This is a genomic window from Actinokineospora inagensis DSM 44258, from assembly GCF_000482865.1.
GTDB classification, from domain to species: Bacteria; Actinomycetota; Actinomycetes; order Mycobacteriales; family Pseudonocardiaceae; genus Actinokineospora; species Actinokineospora inagensis.
Genome location: NZ_AXWW01000031.1, coordinates 36,149 through 52,738, shown reverse-complemented (window position 1 = coordinate 52,738; position 16,590 = coordinate 36,149). Strand labels below are relative to the sequence as shown.

General features: G+C 68.9%; 14 protein-coding genes. 7 read left to right on the top strand and 7 right to left on the bottom strand.

What is annotated here, in order from left to right; translation table 11 throughout:
- Positions 1 to 4: 4 nt before the first annotated feature.
- On the top strand, positions 5 to 2,758 hold the full coding sequence (locus H504_RS0113775; protein ID WP_026423259.1) for a bifunctional YncE family protein/alkaline phosphatase family protein: 2,754 nt from the start codon (positions 5 to 7) through the stop codon (positions 2,756 to 2,758).
- Between the two features lie 636 nt (positions 2,759 to 3,394).
- The gene (locus H504_RS0113770; protein WP_026423258.1) at positions 3,395 to 4,255 is read left to right on the top strand and encodes a septum formation family protein; all 861 of its coding nucleotides are present in this window, start codon (positions 3,395 to 3,397) and stop codon (positions 4,253 to 4,255) included.
- A 53-nt stretch (positions 4,256 to 4,308) separates the two neighbouring features.
- Here the strand turns inward: H504_RS0113770 and H504_RS0113765 are convergent, their stop codons facing one another.
- Positions 4,309 to 5,046 carry a TetR/AcrR family transcriptional regulator gene (locus H504_RS0113765; RefSeq protein ID WP_026423257.1) on the bottom strand — a complete coding sequence of 246 codons (738 nt, stop codon included), beginning with the start codon at positions 5,044 to 5,046 and terminating at the stop codon, positions 4,309 to 4,311.
- Between the two features lie 123 nt (positions 5,047 to 5,169).
- Between H504_RS0113765 and H504_RS0113760 the strand changes: the two genes are divergently transcribed.
- Together H504_RS0113760 and H504_RS0113755 are read left to right on the top strand one after the other, a co-directional pair.
- Entirely contained in the window at positions 5,170 to 6,639 is a 1,470-nt protein-coding gene (locus tag H504_RS0113760) for an MFS transporter (RefSeq protein ID WP_051385814.1), read from the top strand.
- Positions 6,640 to 6,723: 84 nt separating this feature from the next.
- Positions 6,724 to 6,948, top strand: coding sequence for a hypothetical protein (locus tag H504_RS0113755; RefSeq protein WP_026423255.1), 225 nt, complete (start codon positions 6,724 to 6,726; stop codon positions 6,946 to 6,948).
- A 42-nt stretch (positions 6,949 to 6,990) separates the two neighbouring features.
- Here the strand turns inward: H504_RS0113755 and H504_RS0113750 are convergent, their stop codons facing one another.
- From H504_RS0113750 to H504_RS0113735, 4 genes are all read right to left on the bottom strand, one after another.
- Positions 6,991 to 7,422, bottom strand: coding sequence for an SRPBCC family protein (locus H504_RS0113750; protein ID WP_026423254.1), 432 nt, complete (start codon positions 7,420 to 7,422; stop codon positions 6,991 to 6,993).
- Positions 7,423 to 7,445: 23 nt separating this feature from the next.
- A complete protein-coding gene (locus tag H504_RS0113745; protein WP_026423253.1) occupies positions 7,446 to 7,775 on the bottom strand; it encodes an ArsR/SmtB family transcription factor in 330 nt (109 codons plus the stop codon).
- Positions 7,772 to 8,227: an SRPBCC domain-containing protein gene (locus tag H504_RS0113740; protein WP_026423252.1), complete on the bottom strand. Its 456-nt coding sequence runs from the start codon at positions 8,225 to 8,227 to the stop codon at positions 7,772 to 7,774. Before H504_RS0113740 ends, H504_RS0113745 begins: the two co-directional genes overlap by 4 nt.
- Positions 8,228 to 8,308: 81 nt before the next feature.
- Positions 8,309 to 8,740 (bottom strand): PPOX class F420-dependent oxidoreductase, encoded by a 432-nt coding sequence (locus H504_RS0113735; RefSeq protein ID WP_051385813.1) that lies wholly within the window; start codon positions 8,738 to 8,740, stop codon positions 8,309 to 8,311.
- A 92-nt stretch (positions 8,741 to 8,832) separates the two neighbouring features.
- On the opposite strand from H504_RS0113735, the gene H504_RS34900 reads away from it, so the two are divergent.
- Both H504_RS34900 and H504_RS0113725 read left to right on the top strand, forming a co-directional pair.
- Positions 8,833 to 9,345 carry a winged helix-turn-helix transcriptional regulator gene (locus tag H504_RS34900; RefSeq protein WP_084467665.1) on the top strand — a complete coding sequence of 171 codons (513 nt, stop codon included), beginning with the start codon at positions 8,833 to 8,835 and terminating at the stop codon, positions 9,343 to 9,345.
- A gap of 247 nt (positions 9,346 to 9,592) precedes the next feature.
- Positions 9,593 to 13,000 carry a LamG-like jellyroll fold domain-containing protein gene (locus H504_RS0113725; protein WP_157440389.1) on the top strand — a complete coding sequence of 1,136 codons (3,408 nt, stop codon included), beginning with the start codon at positions 9,593 to 9,595 and terminating at the stop codon, positions 12,998 to 13,000.
- Between the two features lie 718 nt (positions 13,001 to 13,718).
- Here H504_RS0113725 and H504_RS34895 read toward each other — a convergent pair.
- On the bottom strand, positions 13,719 to 15,182 hold the full coding sequence (locus tag H504_RS34895) for an ankyrin repeat domain-containing protein (protein ID WP_035304302.1): 1,464 nt from the start codon (positions 15,180 to 15,182) through the stop codon (positions 13,719 to 13,721).
- 540 nt (positions 15,183 to 15,722) lie between these two features.
- Between H504_RS34895 and H504_RS43060 the strand changes: the two genes are divergently transcribed.
- Positions 15,723 to 15,956 carry an excalibur calcium-binding domain-containing protein gene (locus H504_RS43060; protein ID WP_245614237.1) on the top strand — a complete coding sequence of 78 codons (234 nt, stop codon included), beginning with the start codon at positions 15,723 to 15,725 and terminating at the stop codon, positions 15,954 to 15,956.
- Here the strand turns inward: H504_RS43060 and H504_RS0113710 are convergent, their stop codons facing one another.
- The gene (locus H504_RS0113710) at positions 15,957 to 16,475 is read right to left on the bottom strand and encodes an HdeD family acid-resistance protein (protein WP_051385811.1); all 519 of its coding nucleotides are present in this window, start codon (positions 16,473 to 16,475) and stop codon (positions 15,957 to 15,959) included.
- Positions 16,476 to 16,590: the final 115 nt, after the last annotated feature.

Here is a 16,590-nt window from a genome sequence, read left to right as displayed (position 1 = left end):
CCCGATGCAGGTAACGCGCCGCCGCAGGCGCACCGAGGAGACGCACTCGCGCCTCCTCGGTGAACGCAGCGGCCGCAGATTGCGTATCGCTGTCTCCAGTTCCACCACCGTCGCCCTGGTCGCGGTCGGCTCCGGTGTCGGCTCCGCGTCCACCCTCGGCTTCGGCACCGACCACGTCGGTCAGGTCACCGACCAGGGCCTGGTCGTGTCGGACGACCAGTTCGTCGACCCCATCGGCGACCGGCTGGTGGTCACCAACGGCAAGATCATGTCGTCCACGGTCAGCCCGGACGGCGGCCACCTCGCGGCGCTGACCGCGGACGGTGGGATCGCGCTGACCATCGTCGACCTCAAGAGCTGGAAGGTGCAGCAGCTCGTCGGCAACTCCGCGTCGGCGAACCTGCGCATCCCCGGCAACGACGTCGGCCAGGAAGGACCCACCTACTCCCCCGACGGCAAGACGCTGTGGCTGCCGCAGACCGACGGCTACCGCCGGTTCGCGGTGAACCCGGACGGCACCGTCGCCAACCCGACCTTCGTCACCATCGCCGCGGACGGCCCCAAGCACGCGCTCGTCGCCCAGGCGGTGTTCTCGGCGGACGGCTCGACCGTGTACGCGGCGGTCAACGGCCAGAACCGGGTGGTGGCGCTGGACGCCGCGACCGGCACGATCAAGCAGAGCTGGGCCGTGGGCAACGCGCCACGCGACCTGGTCCTGGTCGGCTCCAAGGTGTACGTGGGCAACGAGGGCGGCCGTACGGCGGTCGCGGGTGACAAGACGCTGAACTCGTACGGCACCCAGGTGCCCGCGAGCCCGGTCACCGGCGCCACCACCACCGGCACCGTCAGCGTGATCGACGTGGCGAACCCGACGGCGGCGGTCAAGAACATCCCCGTCGGCCTGCACCCGACCGACCTGTACGCCCGCAACGGGTCGCTGTTCGTGGCCAACACCAACAGCAACACGGTCTCGGTCATCGACACCGGCAACAACCGGGTCGTGCAGACCATCACCACCCAGCCGTGGCCGGAGGCCAGCGTCGGCTACGAGCCGGACGGCATCACGGTCACCGACGACGGGCACCTGCTGGTGACCCTCGGCCGTGCCAACGCGGTCGCGGTCTACCGGCTGCACAACCGCGGACAGGAACCGGTCAGCTACGTCGGTCTGCTGCCGACGGACTACTTCCCGACCGCGATCGCCTCGTCCGGGAACAGCGTGCTGGTGTCCAACACCCGCGGCGTCGACGCCCAGCGGCCCACCACCGCCGCCGGGCACGGCACCCACGACACGACCGGCAGCCTGCAGAGGTTCACGCTGCCCGACGACCGAACCATCCGCGACTACACGTCCAAGGTGTTCCGGCAGAACGGGTGGACGCACTCCGCTGTGGAGAAGGCCGACGGGTGGGGCAGCAAGCGCCCGGTCGCGGTGCCGCAGCGGCTCGGCGACCCGTCGACGATCAAGCACGTGTTCCTGATCGTCAAGGAGAACCGGACCTACGACCAGCAGTTCGGCGACGACACCCGGGGCAACGGCGACCCGAAGCTGACCCAGTTCGGCGAAGCCGTCACCCCCAACCAGCACGCGCTGGAGCGCCAGTTCGGGCTCTACGACAACACCTACGACATCGGCACGAACTCCGCCGAGGGCCACAACTGGCTGATGCAGGCCGACGACCCGGAGTACACCGAGTCCTCCGCCGGTGAGTACCTGCGCAGCTACGACACCGAGGACGACGCGCTCGGCCACCAGAGCTCCGGTTTCCTGTGGTCCGGCGCCCAGGCGGCGGGCAAGACCGTGCGCGACTTCGGCGAGTTCCACCAGTTCCTGACCAAGCCCGCGGACGCGACCTGGCAGAACCTGTACTGCGACACCAAGAACATGGCGGCCACCGGCCAGCCCACCGCGTACCCGCTCGTGTCGTCGTCGCCGATCCCGTCGCTGAACACCGTGTCGGTGCCGGGCTTCCCGAAGTTCGACACCGCGGTGCCGGACATCTACCGGTACGAGATCTGGAAGCAGGACTTCCAGAAGAACGGCCCGGCCAACCTCAACATGTTCTGGCTGTCGAGCGACCACACCGGCGGCCCGCCGAACTCGGCCGCCCAGGTCGCCGACAACGACCTCGCCACCGGCAAGATCGTCGACACCATCTCGCACAGCCCGTACTGGAAGGACTCGGCGATCTTCGTCGTCGAGGACGACTCCCAGGCCGGTCTGGACCACGTCGACGGCCACCGGGCGCCGATCCAGGTGATCAGCCCGTGGGCCCAGCACGGCGTGGTGGACAGCCGCTACTACACGCAGATCACCATGGTCCGCACCATCGAGCAGATCCTCGGGATCCACCCGATGAACCAGAAGGACAGCGCCGCCACCCCGATGAGCACCGCCTTCACCACGAAGCCGGACTACACCCCGTTCACCGCGGTGCCGAACCAAACCCCGCTGACCCTCGGGCTGACCACGCTGCCACCGTGCGGCGCGGACGTCCCGGCGCCAACAGCCGCGTCGCCGCCAGTGGTCGCGGTACCCGCGGACAAGCAGCAGGTGGCGGCCCAGTGGCAGCAATGGCAAACGCACCAGCGGCTGACCGGCCCGAACGCCACGGCCGACTTCGCCAACCCGGCCCAGATGAACCACTTCACCTGGTACCAGACCCACGGCTGGAGCCTGCCCTACGCGGGTGAGGACAAGGTGTACAGCCCGGACGACGTACCGGGCGCCTACCTCCCCTCCGCCGAGACCGACTGACCTAGCCGCTCGACCCAGGAGGTTGGCCGGACATTGGCCTGCCCACGGCATTCCCGGCGCCGCAACGGCCTCGTACTGAACGTACTTGGCCGTTGCGGCAACGCCGCCAGGGACGTCGCGGGGCACGTCGAGACGTGGTCAACGTTCCGGGTCGAGCCGCTAGCCGCTCGACCCGGAGGTTGGCTGGGTATCGGCCTGCCCACGGCGTTCCCGGCGCCGCAACAGCCTCGTACTGGACCGCCGGGGACGTCGTGGGGCACGTCGAGACCCTGTCAACCTTCTGGGTCGGGCCACAGCCGCTAGTGGCTCTTGGCCCGCGTCTTCGCGCGGGTTATCCACATCCTGCGGGTTATCCACATCCTGCCCAGCAGTCCACAGCTCGCCTGCCTCGCCCCTGTTGATCTCGCCACCCCGGTAGACTGGCCTCGGGGACGCCCCCCGGGAAGGGTGGGGGCCGCCCGGGGGCGAGGGGGGCGGTGGGGGCCATGCCTGGGCGTGGCTGGGTGACGAACTCGGGCGGGGCGACCAGTTGGGCGGGGGTCGCCAAGAGTGCTTTGCTGAACGACGAACGACGAGTTGGCGACCAGCTCGACCAGGAGTTGCGGCGGTCGCCCCCGGGCGAATTACCGTGCGCGCATGGCACAGTCCTGGGGGACGAACAACGACGGAGACGGGGAGGCCGACCCACCGGCCTTCGACGAAGCGTGGGTCCAAGCGGCGAAGGTGTCCGAGGCTGACATCCGGCGGCCCCGGCCCGCGCCGGTGCCCGCGCCCCAACCGTGGCGGACGTGGGCGCCGCCCGCGCCCGCTCCGGTGCTCTCCGCGAGGCGGCGGGGGCCGAGGCTGACCGGCACGCTGACCGTCCTCCTCGGACTGATCGTGCTCGTCGTGGTCTTCGCGATCAGGAACACGTCGAGATCGGCGTCGCGTGACCCGTTCCAGTCGCAGCAGCGGCCCGCCCCCACGACGACCAACGCCGCCCCCGCGGTCCCCCCGGTCCCGGTCACCCACACGCCGGACCCGACCGGGCAGCCGCCCAGCAAGGCCGCACCGCGGCAGACCGCGGCCGCACCCCAGCGCGCTCTGCCGTGGACGACGGCGAACGCGATGCCCGCCGCGGGATCGGACATCGGGCGCGGCGACGTCTTCGCGACGATCAAGGTGGGTACCTGCCTGGCCACGCCGAGCGACCTGTACCACATCACCACCGTCCCGTGCAGCGGCCCGCACACCGACGAGGTCACCGTGCTGCGCGACCTGACCCCGGTGTTCGGCACCATGCCGACCATGGACCAGATCCAGGACTTCCAGGCCCGGACCTGCCCCGACGCCGCCCAGCGCTGGCTGGGCGGCGGCGGACCCCAGTACGCGTCGGGGTACGTCTGGGTGTTCGAGAACGGGACACCGGGCGAGGCCGTCCGCAGCTTCGCCTGCACGGCGATGCTCGCCGGGCACAGCCCGTTCTCCGGGACCCTCCGCAACGCCGGGGCCCGGTAGACCTGATCAGTCCACTGTGGAATTGGAGATGGTGGAGTTCGGGCAGGTGCCGGTCAGCGCCGGAAGCCCGGTAGGCCGTCGAGCATGAGGGCGATGGTGAAGGCGAAGCGGTTGCCGGTGGTGCCCGCGGTGAGTTCGATGGCGTAGCGCTTGGTCGTCGGGAACGTGTCGGGCAGGGCGGCGAAGCGGTCGAGGAGGTCGGCGCGGCTCACCACCCACGTGTCGTCGGTGCGGGAGCGCTTGGCGGCCAAGGACACCTCAAGGGTGTGCGCGTTGACGTAGAGGGTCAGCGAGTCGATCGCCCAGGCCGCGGCCTGCGGGTCGATGCCACCCGCCCGCATGATGGCGAACAGGCCCTCGCCGACCCGGAGGGTGTCCAGGTTGGACGGTGCGGCGGCGAGGGCGGCCCGGGAGATGCCCGGGTAGCGCAGGTACTGGTCGCGGAGCTGGGTGCAGACGTCGATGATCTGTTCGCGCCAGGTGGTGGGGTCGGGCTCGGGGAGGGTGACCCCGGCGCAGAGGCGGCCGATGAGCAGCTCGTCCAGGTCCTCCTTGTTGACCACGTGCGCGTAGAGCGACGACGGCCCGGTCTCCAGCGCGGTGGCCAACCCGCGCATGGTGAGGGCCTCGTACCCCGCGCGGGCCACCAGTTCGAACGCCGTGTCGATGATGGCGTCCACCGTGATCGGCTTCTTGCTCCCCCCGGACGGCCCGCGCCGCGCCGCCGGGGGCTGCCGCCCCGGGTCGAGCTGGTGCCGGGCTGCGCGCCGTTGTCGCGGGGTCGGTGACATGGGCTGAGTCTAGCGCCTCTCGGAACAGTATTCTACGCCATAAGAACACTGTTCGTATGGATCGGGACGCCGTTCTGCTGTAGAACAGTGTTCGTATCCACTGACCTGCCGAAAGGAGCTCAGATGAGCACCCCTCACCACGACGAACCCGCGATCCGGTCCCCCGGGCCGCAGTCCCTGCGCGCCGCCTGGGTCGCCCTGGCCGGGCTGTCCGCGGTGTTCCTCTTCGAGATGCTGGACAACTCCATCCTGAACGTCGCCCTGCCCACCATCGGCCGTGACCTGCACGCCTCGACCGTCGCCCTGCAGTGGGTGACCGGGGCCTACGCGGTCGTGTTCGGCGGCCTGATTTTGGTCTTCGGCGCGGTCGCCGACCGGTTCGGGCGGCGGCGGGTCATGCTCGTCGGGCTGGTGCTGCTCGGCGCAGCGAGCCTGGCGACCGCCTTCGTCACCAGCGCGGCGGGACTGATCGCGGTCCGGGTGGTGACCGGCGTGGCCGCCGCGATGACCACCCCCGGGTCGATGGCGCTCGCCTTCCGGCTGTTCGATGTGGACAGCCTGCGGGTCCGCGCGACCACGCTCATCTCCACCGTCGGCCTGGTCGGGCTCGCGGTCGGCCCGACGGTGGGCGGCCTGGTCCTCTCGGTCGCGCCCTGGCAGGTCCTGCTGCTGGTGAACGTGCCGATCGCCGCGCTCGCCTTCATCGGGGTCCGGGCGGGCATCACCCCGGACGACGCCGCCGACCTGCACCGCGACCCCGCCGACGTCCCAGGCGCCGTCCTGGGTACGACCGCGATCGTGCTCGCCCTCATCGCGCCGACCCTGTTCGTGAACCAGGGAACCGGCTCGTGGGCGCCGTGGACGGTCACCGTCTCCGCCGTCGTGGCCGCCGCGCTGTTCGTCCGCCGCGAGCGATCAACCCGCCACCCGCTCCTCGACCTGGCGCTCGTCGCCCGCCCCCTCGTCGCCAGCGGCCTCGCGTTCAAGGCCGCCGCGGGTCTCGCGACCGCGGGCCTGGGCTACCTGGTGACGCTGCAACTGCAGCTCGACTGGGGCTGGCCACCCGCCCTCGCGTCCCTCGGCATGCTCCCCCAGGTGGTCGTGCTCATCGCGGGCGGCGCGTTCGTCAACCCCTTCGTCCAACGGGTCGGCCTCGAACGAGCCGCCTGGCTCAGCGCTGTCGCGGTCGTCTGCGGCCTGGCCGTCTACGGTCTCTTCAGCACCTTCGGCTACCTGTGGGTGGCCGTCTCGCTGGCGCTGGTCGCCGCGGGCCTGCGCGTCGTCGGTGTGGTCGCCGCGGTCAACGTCCTGCGCGGCCTGCCCAAGTCCCGCACCTCCATCGGCGTGGCGCTCACCGACACCGCCACCGAGGTGACCTCCGGCGCGGGCATCGCGATCACCGGCACCATCCTCGCCACCCTCTTCACCGGCGACGTCGCCACCACCCCCTGGTCCACCGCCCAAACCACCGAGTTCCACACCGCGATCACCGCGGCGGGCCTCACCCTCACCGCCCTCGCCGCCGTCCTCGTCGCCTGGGGCTTCCTGCGCTCCCGCCAAGCCCCGGCGGACGAGCCCAGTCCCGTCGGCTGAACTCCGGGCAAGCCGATCGGGGTCGCTCGATAGGGTGACGCAGATCTGATCGACTCCCACACACCCCCGGAGAGGAAGACCGCTGTGGCGATCTCGGTGGACCTGGACAAGCAGTTGGACAAGGCGTACGAGAACCTGGGCCTGACCGAGGTGCTCGACGCGCCGGTGGCGGCCCTGTCGGGTGTCAGCGAGGGCGACGCGGAGAAGCTGGGTGCCGCCTTCGGCATCAAGACCGTGCGCGACCTGGCGACCAGCAAGTACTTCACCCTCGCCGCCGCCCTGCTGCAGTTGGAGCAGGCGGGCAAGTGACCCGCGGGTCCGGGCCGGGGACGCCCCGGCCCGGACCCCACTTCAGTGCCAGTTGCTGATCTGGACATCGCGCGGAGCCGGGGCGCCCTCACCGGTCTCGACGAGGTTCTTCAGGCTCAGCAGGAAAGTTCCCCACTTGGTCGTGCAGTGGCTCATGAACTCGCCCGCCTCCCGCCACCCCTCGTGTCCGAACAGGACGATCGTGTAGCCGTCCTCCTCGTTGAGCGCGAAGGTCACGGTCGTGCCGACCCACTCGTCCGGACCGGCCACGACCTCCCAGCGCACCAACTCGGCCGGTCGGGTCTCCAGGACCACCATGTCGAAGCCCCCGGGGATGAAGCGGAACTTGAGCACCCCGCCGTCGTCGGTGGTGTCCTCGGTCCACCAGCGGGACAGGCCGTCGACCGTGGTCAGTGCGGTGTAGACGTCGTCGGGCGTGGCGCGCACGCCGATCCTGTGCCGGATGTCCACCATGCTGTTCTCCTCGCGTTGTGGGTTCAAGGTTGGCTGCGCTGGATCGCCTCGGCGATGCGCTTGATGCGGAGCAGGCGGGCGTTCCACGCGGCTCCGACCGAGGACAGTTGCGCTACAGCGCGGGCGAGTTGGGCCTCGTCCACTTCGTAGCGGCGTTCGCGGCCGGACGGGGTGGCGTGGACGAGGCCGACGCGGTCGAGCACGCCGAGGTGTTTCGCGACCGCCTGCCTGGTGACCGGGAGCCGCTCGCTCAGCGTCGTCGCCGTGCCGCCGCCGTCGGCCAGTAGCAGGTCGAGCAGCCTGCGCCGGGTGGGATCGCCCACCGCGGACCACAGGTCGTCGTCGACCGTCACCGGGTCGCGACCAGTTTCGCCACGTACGGGACGATCCGGGGCAGGAAGAAGTCCCAGCCGGACGCGTGGTCGCGGTACTGCTCCTCCAGGACGGCCGCTTCCCAGCCCTTTTCCCGGAACCCGGTCTCGGTCATCCGCAGCAGCGTGCCCGCCCCCGCGGGCACCAGGTCGAACGTGACCAGCAGCGACCGACCGGCCAACTCGTCGTCGAACACCCACCGGAACGAGAACCGCTTCGGCGGGTCCGCCTCCACCACCGCGATCGGTGCCACGTGGTCGGTCGCGGAAGTTCCCGCGCCGAACGAGACGGTCCCGGTGGCCCCGGGCACCGGCTCGAACTCCGCGTCGTCCGGCCACCACTCCCGCAGGTGTTCCGGCGTGCTCACCACCTGGTAAACCACCTGCGGCGTGGCCTCGATCTCGATTTCCCGCTCAATGCTCCCGAACTCCACAGCGTTCCCTCTCGCGCAACCATCGGTTGCTCAACACTGTAGAGCGGGTTACCGCCATGCGCAACCATCGGTTGCACCGCATCAGCCGTGGCTCTGCCAATCGGGCTCGATGATCGCGACGACCCGCGCGTCCTCGCGGCTGTACGGACCACCGATGTACTTGGCGGCGACCCGGTCGACGATCTCCCAGGCCCGCTCACCGTCCAGCCAGTCGACCACTCGACCGCGGATCAGCACCGGCGTGAACGGCCGGTCGGGCGGGGTGAGCGAGATCGCCACCCGGGGATCGCGACGGAGGTTGCGGGCTTTCCGGCTACCAGGGCCAGAGAAGATCACAACGTGGTCGCCGTGCGTGCCGATCCACACCGGAACGGAGTGCGGCGCGCCATCGGGAAGGACGGTGGCGACGTGGGCGAGCGGGGTGCCATCGAGCACGGCACGAATGTCGGGGTTCAGCGCCTTGGCCGTCTCGGGCGACGCGACGACGTTGTTCGACTGGTGGACCTTGCTCATCGGGACAACCCCCACTTGAGTTCCTTCAGGAGACCCGATGACCGTAGCACGTCAAAGTTCCTTGAAGGAACCCCAACGGCTAGGCTCGGCTCATGCAGCGCACGGACTTCGGCAAGATGACCTGCTCGATCGCGCGGACTTGGGACGTCATCGGGGAGCCCTGGTCACCGCTGATCCTGCGGGACGTGTGGGTGGGGTTCACCCGGTTCGACCAACTCCAGGCTGACCTGGGGATCTCCCGCAAGGTCCTGACCGAGCGGCTCAACCACCTGGTCGACCAGGGCGTGCTGGAGCGCCGCCCGTACGACCAGCGGCCCCGGCACGAGTACGTGCTGACCGAGAAGGGCACCGAGCTGGTCGACCTGCTCATGGTCATGGCGGGCTGGGGTGACAGGTGGCTCGCGGGCGAGGCGGGTCCGCCGGTGCTCTACCGCCACCGCGCCTGCGGCGAGATCGCGGCCGTCGACCTGCGCTGCCCGCACTGCGGCGAACCCATGCACGCCAACGACATCGACATGTTGCCCGGCCCCGGCGCCGCGGGCAGGCCGCTCCGGGACCACCGTTCCGGCAGACCACCGTGGGACCACACCGAGCGGCACACCTGAGCCGTAGTCGGTGTGCTGTGCGAACGCGATCCCCGGTTACCGTCAGGTAATTCGCGTTCGGGCCCCGCGCAACCGGTTCGCAACCGTGTGGCACCCCGATGGACAGCGCCTGCGCCGAATCCCTCGGTGAACCAATCCGCACAACGATCACGAGACGGGTACCGACCATGGGACTGCGCGTAGGCACCGGGAGCACGCTGCTCCCGCGCGCCGTCATGTCCCTGTGGGAAGCCCGGGGTGCGTGACCGTGCGCCGCCCCCGATTCACCCAGCTCGGACCCACCGTCACCGGTGGGTCCCGGACGCGTGCGTACGCGTGTGAGTTGGTGGCGTTCGTCGCGGGGGCGACGCTGTCGGTGTTGGTGTGGCTGGTGTTCTGGAGCGTGGCGCCGTTCCTGGTGGGCTGGCAGTCGCACGTCGTGCTGTCGGGGTCGATGAGCCCCGCCATCCGACCGGGTGACGTGGTGGTGGTCGGCGGGCTGTTGACCGACCACCCGGCCCCCGGCGCGGTGCTGGCGTTCGACGACCCCACCCACGCCGACCGCACGCTGCTGCACCGGCTGGTCCGGGTCGACCCGGACGCGGGACTGATCACCAAGGGCGACGCGAACGCCGAGGCCGACAGCACCCCGATCACCGAGGACGCCGTCCACGGGCAGGGCAGGCTGCGGGTCCCGTGGGTCGGGCTGCCCTCGTACTGGGTGCACTCCGGCGACTGGCTGAGCCTCACCATCGCACTCGTCGCGCTGGTGGGGCTGACCGCGCTGGCCTGGACGTTCGGGGGCCGACCGGTGCCCGCTCCCCCGCCGCGACCGCTGATCGGCATCGGCGGTCACGCACCGGGCCCGATCGCGGGCGTGCGGAACGTCGAATGGCTGACCGCGGGCGCGGTCGCAACGGTCGTCTTACTGGTCGCCTCCGTCAGCGGGGGCTTCGCGGCGTTCACCGGTACCGGCGGCAACACGGGCAACGGCCTGGGGGCGGCGACCACGTTCCCCACGTATTCGGCCTCGGTGACCGGCGACAGCCCGCTGTTCTACCACCGCCAGGAGGAGAGCCAGTCTTCCTCGTCGACCAGCACGGCGGCCGACTCGTCCGGCAACAGCAGGCCGGGCCAGTACAACAACACCACCAACGGGCCGTCCACGCACTGGCGGTTCGACGAGGGAACCGGGACCAACGCGGGCGACTCCTCGGGCGGGGTCAACACCGGCGTGCTGACCAACGGTCCTACTTGGACAACCGGCATCGCGGGCGGCGCGGTGAACTTCGACGGCGTCAACGACCGGGTGGCCAGCGTGAACCCGTCACCGGTCGCGACCGACACAAGCTTCTCCGTGTCCATGTGGGTCAAGACGACCTCGGCGAGCGCCACGGCGGTGGCGTTCACCCAGCAGGGCAGCAACGTCGGGGCCTGGTACCTGTACCAGCAGGGCGGCAAGTGGCGGTTCGGCCTGCCCCGCAGCGACGCGTCCAGCGGCACCGAGGACTACGCCCAGTCGACCACCTCGGTCGTCGCCAACACCTGGGTGCACCTGGTCGGCGTGTACGACGACCCGAACAACGTCATCAAGCTCTACGTCAACGGGTCCCTGGAAGCCTCGACCGCGCGGGCGGACGCCTACGAGTGGAAGGCCACCGGGTGGCTCGTCGCCGGGTCCATCTACCGGGGCGGTAGCTGGCTGTTCCCGTGGGCGGGCGCCCTCGACGAGGGCCGGATCTACGCGCGCGTGGTCGGCGCGAGCGAGGTGTCCGGGATCTACGGCGCCGCCACCGCGCCCAACGCCCAGTACAACATGGAGCAGACCGGCACGACCGCGACCGACAGCGGGCCGTTCGGCTACACGGGCACCCTGCAGAACGGCGCGACTTGGAGCACGTCGGGCCGCACCGGGCGCGCGTTGTCCCTCGACGGCGTCGACGACTACGTCAGCGCGTCGACCTTCGTCATGCGCACCGACACCAGCTTCACCGCCGCGGCCTGGGTGTACATCAGCAGCGCGGGCGGCGCGGACCGGACATTCCTGGCCAAGGACGGGACCAACGTCAACTCGTTCGCGCTGTCCTACATCACCTCGACCGGCAAGTACGCCTTCACCATGCCCGCGTCCGACTCGGCCGGCGCGTCGACCGTGCGGGTGTCGAGCAGCACCAGTGCCCTCGCCAACGCGTGGACGTACGTGGTCGGTGTGTGGGACTCGATCAACGGGCAGATGAAGATCTACCTCAACGGCGCGCTGGAGGGCACGACCAGCCGCGGCGGCGGGTGGAACGCGACCGGGCAGATCTCCATCGGCCGCGGCTACAACGGCGGTGGGGCGCAGTACTGGCCGGGCAAGGTCGACGAGGTCCAGTTCTACAACCGCGCCGTCACCGCCGCCGAGATCGACGACATCTACACCCGGCCCAGTCTGGACTGGCAGTACGACGACAACCTGGCCGTCACCGTCTCGGACTCCTCCGGCAACGGCAACAGCGGCGCGATGAACAACGTCCAGTGGTCGGACACCGCGGTCGCGGGCACCTCCGGCTACTTCGACGGCTCCAGCAGTTGGACCGTCAGCCAGGCCGCGTCGCTGCGCACCGACGAGAGCTTCACGGTCTCGGGGTGGGCGTACCTGACCACACCGAACGGCGACCGCAGCATCATCGCGCAACAGGGCACCGTCGGCAGCGGCTACCTGCTGGGCGCGGACATCAGCTCGACGCGGTGGTGTTTCCGCATTCCCCGCACCGACACCAGTTCCCCGACGTACGACGCGGTCTACAGCCAGGCCATCGCCCAACAAAACGGCTGGTACCACATCGTCGGCGTCTACCAGGCAGGCGCGGAAACGCTGAAGCTCTACGTCAACGGGGTGTTGCAGGACTCCACCACCCGCGGCGGTACCAAGTGGAACGCGACCGGCACCGTCCAAACCGGACGCGCGCTGCGCAGCGGGTCCCAAATGGACTATTTTTATGGGTACCTGGACAAAATCCGCACCATCCAGGCCGCGCTGTCGGCTTCGCAGGTGCAGGACCTCTACAACGAGCAGTCCCCACCGCCGGACCCGCTCCCCGTCGCAGGCGCCCTATCCCCCATGACCGCCGGTGCCCCCGGCGCACTCCAGGGCGCCCAACAGGGCCAGTCATCCAGCACCGCGGTGGCTTTCAACGGCGCGGGCAACGCCGCCAACCTCACCAGCTTCGCGAACCCCACGTCGTTCACGATCGAAACGTGGTTCCGCACCGGCAGCCCCTGGGGCGGCCTCATCACCGGCTTCTACGACACGACAAGCTCGTCAAGCACCAACCGCGACCGCCTCCTCTACATCGACAACACCGGCAAACTCGTCTTCGCCGTCAAACCCGCCACGGTGAAGTCGATCACCTCCACCGCCTCCTACACCGACGCCACCTGGCACCACGTCGCCGCCAGCCTGGGCACCGCAGGCATGAAACTCTACGTCGACGGCAACCTCATCGCCCAAGACGCGACAACCACCACCGCCCAAAACTTCACCGGCTACTGGCGCTGGGGCGGCGGCACCCTGGTCAACTACCCCAACCGCCCCTCCAGCGACTACCTAGTCGGCACCCTGGACGAACTAGCCGTCTACCCCACCCAACTCACCGACGCCCAAATCCGCCGCCACTACCACGCCAACCACTAACACCAGAGACCCAAGGTGGCAATTCAGCAGAACCCAAAAACGCCAACAACAACCCACCAACACCAACCAGGCGAAGAAGCGCCACAACACACCAACCCCACGCGCCTCATAACAACCCCACCCCTCATCAACAAAGCACCACCCCCGCATCGCGCGCCTCAAAAAACCACCCCAAATCGACGAAAGCCGCCAACCCACCCCCCCATCGACGAAGCCCCACACTCGCACCGCGCGCCTCGAAACCCGCCGATCCCAACCGCCCGTTGTGGTGAAGTTGTTTTGTTTGGGGGGAGCGGTGGCCTAAGCCGGCAGGCGGGTAAGGCCACGCTTTCCAGTGGCCCCGCCTTTTAGCCTTACCCAGGCTACCGCTAGGGGCCCCAAACAAAACAACTTCACCACAACGGGCACTCCAGCTTGAATCTGGCGCCCGAGGCCGGCGTCGCCGAAGGCGACCAGGCCGACCCCCGAGCGCAGCGAGGCCCAGTGCCCCCTCACACCAAGATCAACCGCCAGCAAAGCCCCCGAATACACAGCCTACCCAAGCCTACCGACAAGAACGCCCAGCCGCCCATGCACCATGATCAACCCGCCGGAAAGCCTCGAATACACAGCCTAGACGCACCCACCCACAGTCCGCCCACCCATGATCAACCAGCAGCAAAGCCCCCGAATACACACCCTAACCCACCACACCGACAACACCAGCAACAAGATCAACTCACCACCCCTCCAACAGCGCCACCACCCCCGCCCACCCGAAATGCCGAGCCCACCCCACCGCCGTCCCCCCAAACCGCTTGTCCCGAAGCCCCGGATCACCCCCCAACTCCAGCAACCGCCGAGTCATCTCCACATCCCCCGCACCGGCACTCACGTGCAACGCCGTCTCCCAAGCATCCTCAATCGGCACATCCCCCCGCCCGTAAGCATTCACATCAAACCCCAGCTCCACCAGCAAAACAACCACCTCCACCACCCCCCGCCCAGCAGCCCAAACAATCAACCCCGGCCGCTCCCGACGAGCTTCAGCAATCACCTCAGCCCCAGCGAGCAAGACAGACCGATCCCCCCGAAAAACCGCCGCAATGAGATCATCCACCGGCGAAACCGCAGGCACCGCAATCCCGAGAGACCCCAAATACGACACTATCTCAACATCCCCATTGAGATGAGCCACTTCCACCGGCGTCCGACCATCGCCAGGACTCCACACCGGCCGCCGCCCCGCAAATGGTGACGAAACGTCCACACCATTCGAAGCCAACAACCGGACCCGACCGAGCTGCCGATGTTCAACAGCCCACCGGAGCTGAACCCGCAGCATATCCGCAGGCGTCCCCAATTCGGTAACCCGTTCCCACCACGGCCCACCGTCATCCCGACCCAACCCGTGAGCGAAAAGCAACTCCAAATGCGAGTCATCAGAATCAAACATCCGATTGTAAAGAGCCTGCGCATCATTCGGGCTCGCGCCCGCTTCGAGCACAAGCTGGGCCAGCGGAAGACAATGCGGATGAGCAGGCTGCCCCTGTTCGCCCCCACCGAACACCCCTGTCAACACAGTGAACGGCGACGGAAGCGCGTCAAACAAGTACCCCTCATTCGGATCACCCCCCGCGTCCAGCAACAACCGCGCAACTCCAAGCACATCCGCGGCAGCAACATCCGGATCGAACCGCGAATACGCGAGGTAGAACAACGGCCGCCACCGCATCGGCCCACCCCGCTCACGCGCCAGACCGGGGCGCTCGGCCAGCAATACCCGAACGTCGTCAACCCGCGCGGCAGCGGCGGCGGCCCAGATGTTCCCCCTGGTCAACTCAGGATGCTCGGCCAGCACCGCACGCGCCTGCGCCCACCGCTCCGGCTTGTCGTCGCCATACGTCAGGCACGCCAACCGGCAGAACTCGTCGGCCGGATCCGAGACCGCCGCCGCCCCGAGCTTCGTGTCCCAACCGTGCTCAGCCACCGTGTCGAGGTACCGCACGAGTCGCGGCCAACTGGCGAACCCGTACTCCCGCGCGACCACCAACTGCGCCCCACTCAGCGGGAACTCCGCGGACACCCCACCCGGATGATGGCCCGCCACCCGCGCGACCGCCTCGGCGTCACCTGCCCGCACCGCTCGCTGCAGTGCGCGGGCCTGCTTGCGGAAGTTGTCGATGTGCGGGCGTTCCGGCATGTCAGCCACGACGATCTCCTCTCGTCCGCCCGATGTCCGCGTCCTCGGGCCGAAAGGAGAACAATGGTGACACGCGGTGCGCGAGCCAGGTGGGCTGAGCCCATTCCCGCGGACCGGTGGCTCCCTGGCAGCCACCACCACCCTAACCCATCCCAGCGACAAATGTCCCGACCTCGATGGGACACACCACCGCCAAGTAGCTGAAGCGCCACCGGCCCGACCTGGGCACGCGGGTCACCGGCCGATCACCCGGTAACAGACCGCAAAAGACACACGATCCCATCAGCACAATTCCGTCTTCGGACAAAGGGGATGAGCGCGATGCGGTGGTGGCGCAATCTCAGGCTCAAGTGGCTGTGGGTAGCGGGCGCCGGACTCGTGGCATTGATCGTGATCGCCGGGATCGCCGGAAGTCCGCGAAATCCCACCCAGCCAGTACAGCCCGTGGCGAACGTACCTGCGACAACAGTTGTGGTCACCCCGGCTGACATCACCAGCGCCGCCGCCCAGCCGGTGACAACAGTGGCAAAGGTGACAACAGTGGCACCCACCACCACGACCGCCGCGCCGAAACCACCGCCGGTCACCACGGTTCCAGCCGCCCCGGTGACGACCGTTGAGGCCGCGGAGCCGGAAGTCGCCAAACCCGCGCAGGCCTACTACAAGAACTGCACCGAAGCCAAGGCCGCAGGCGCCGCGCCCCTCCACCAAGGCGACCCCGGCTACCGCGCCGCGCTCGACAAGGACCACGACGGCGTGGCATGCGAGAAATAGCTACCCCACCCGCCGCGTGACATATGTGAGCGCCAACAGCATGACCCCGTGCAGGATCGCGTAAAGCCCAATCAAGAACGCGATCACGGCGACTCCCGCAGACGGCCGGGCGATCACCAGAATCCCGAACAACACACCAAACGCGCCCGACAGGAAAACAAGCCACGCCGCCCGGTGTTCACGCAAAGCACGGGACGCGAACCCCAACTGCCCCAGACCGGACACGATCGACCAGATGCCCAGCACTGTCACCAGCACCAGAATCGTGACACCCGGCCACACAAGCGTGACGACACCGGTCACAATCAAGACGACCGCCTCCCACAGGTACGGCCCACGCACCCTCGTCCCAGCCGCCGCGACCGCCGCGACCACACCACCGACCAGGGCATACACACCGAAGACGACCGCCAGGCTGACGAGCGTCAACCCGGGAAGCAGAATCGCGAGCAGGCCGAACACCAGGGCCAGCACCCCACGAGCAGCCGTGAGCCAGCGCGGACCGGCGTAAACCACCATGACTCCTCCCAACGTCGAGCCACCACCATTGTCCCGCACCCAGCCGCCACCACCACTCGCCATGCCGACTGGGTCCGGCAGCGACGACACGGTCCACGAGCGACAGTTGAGCCAA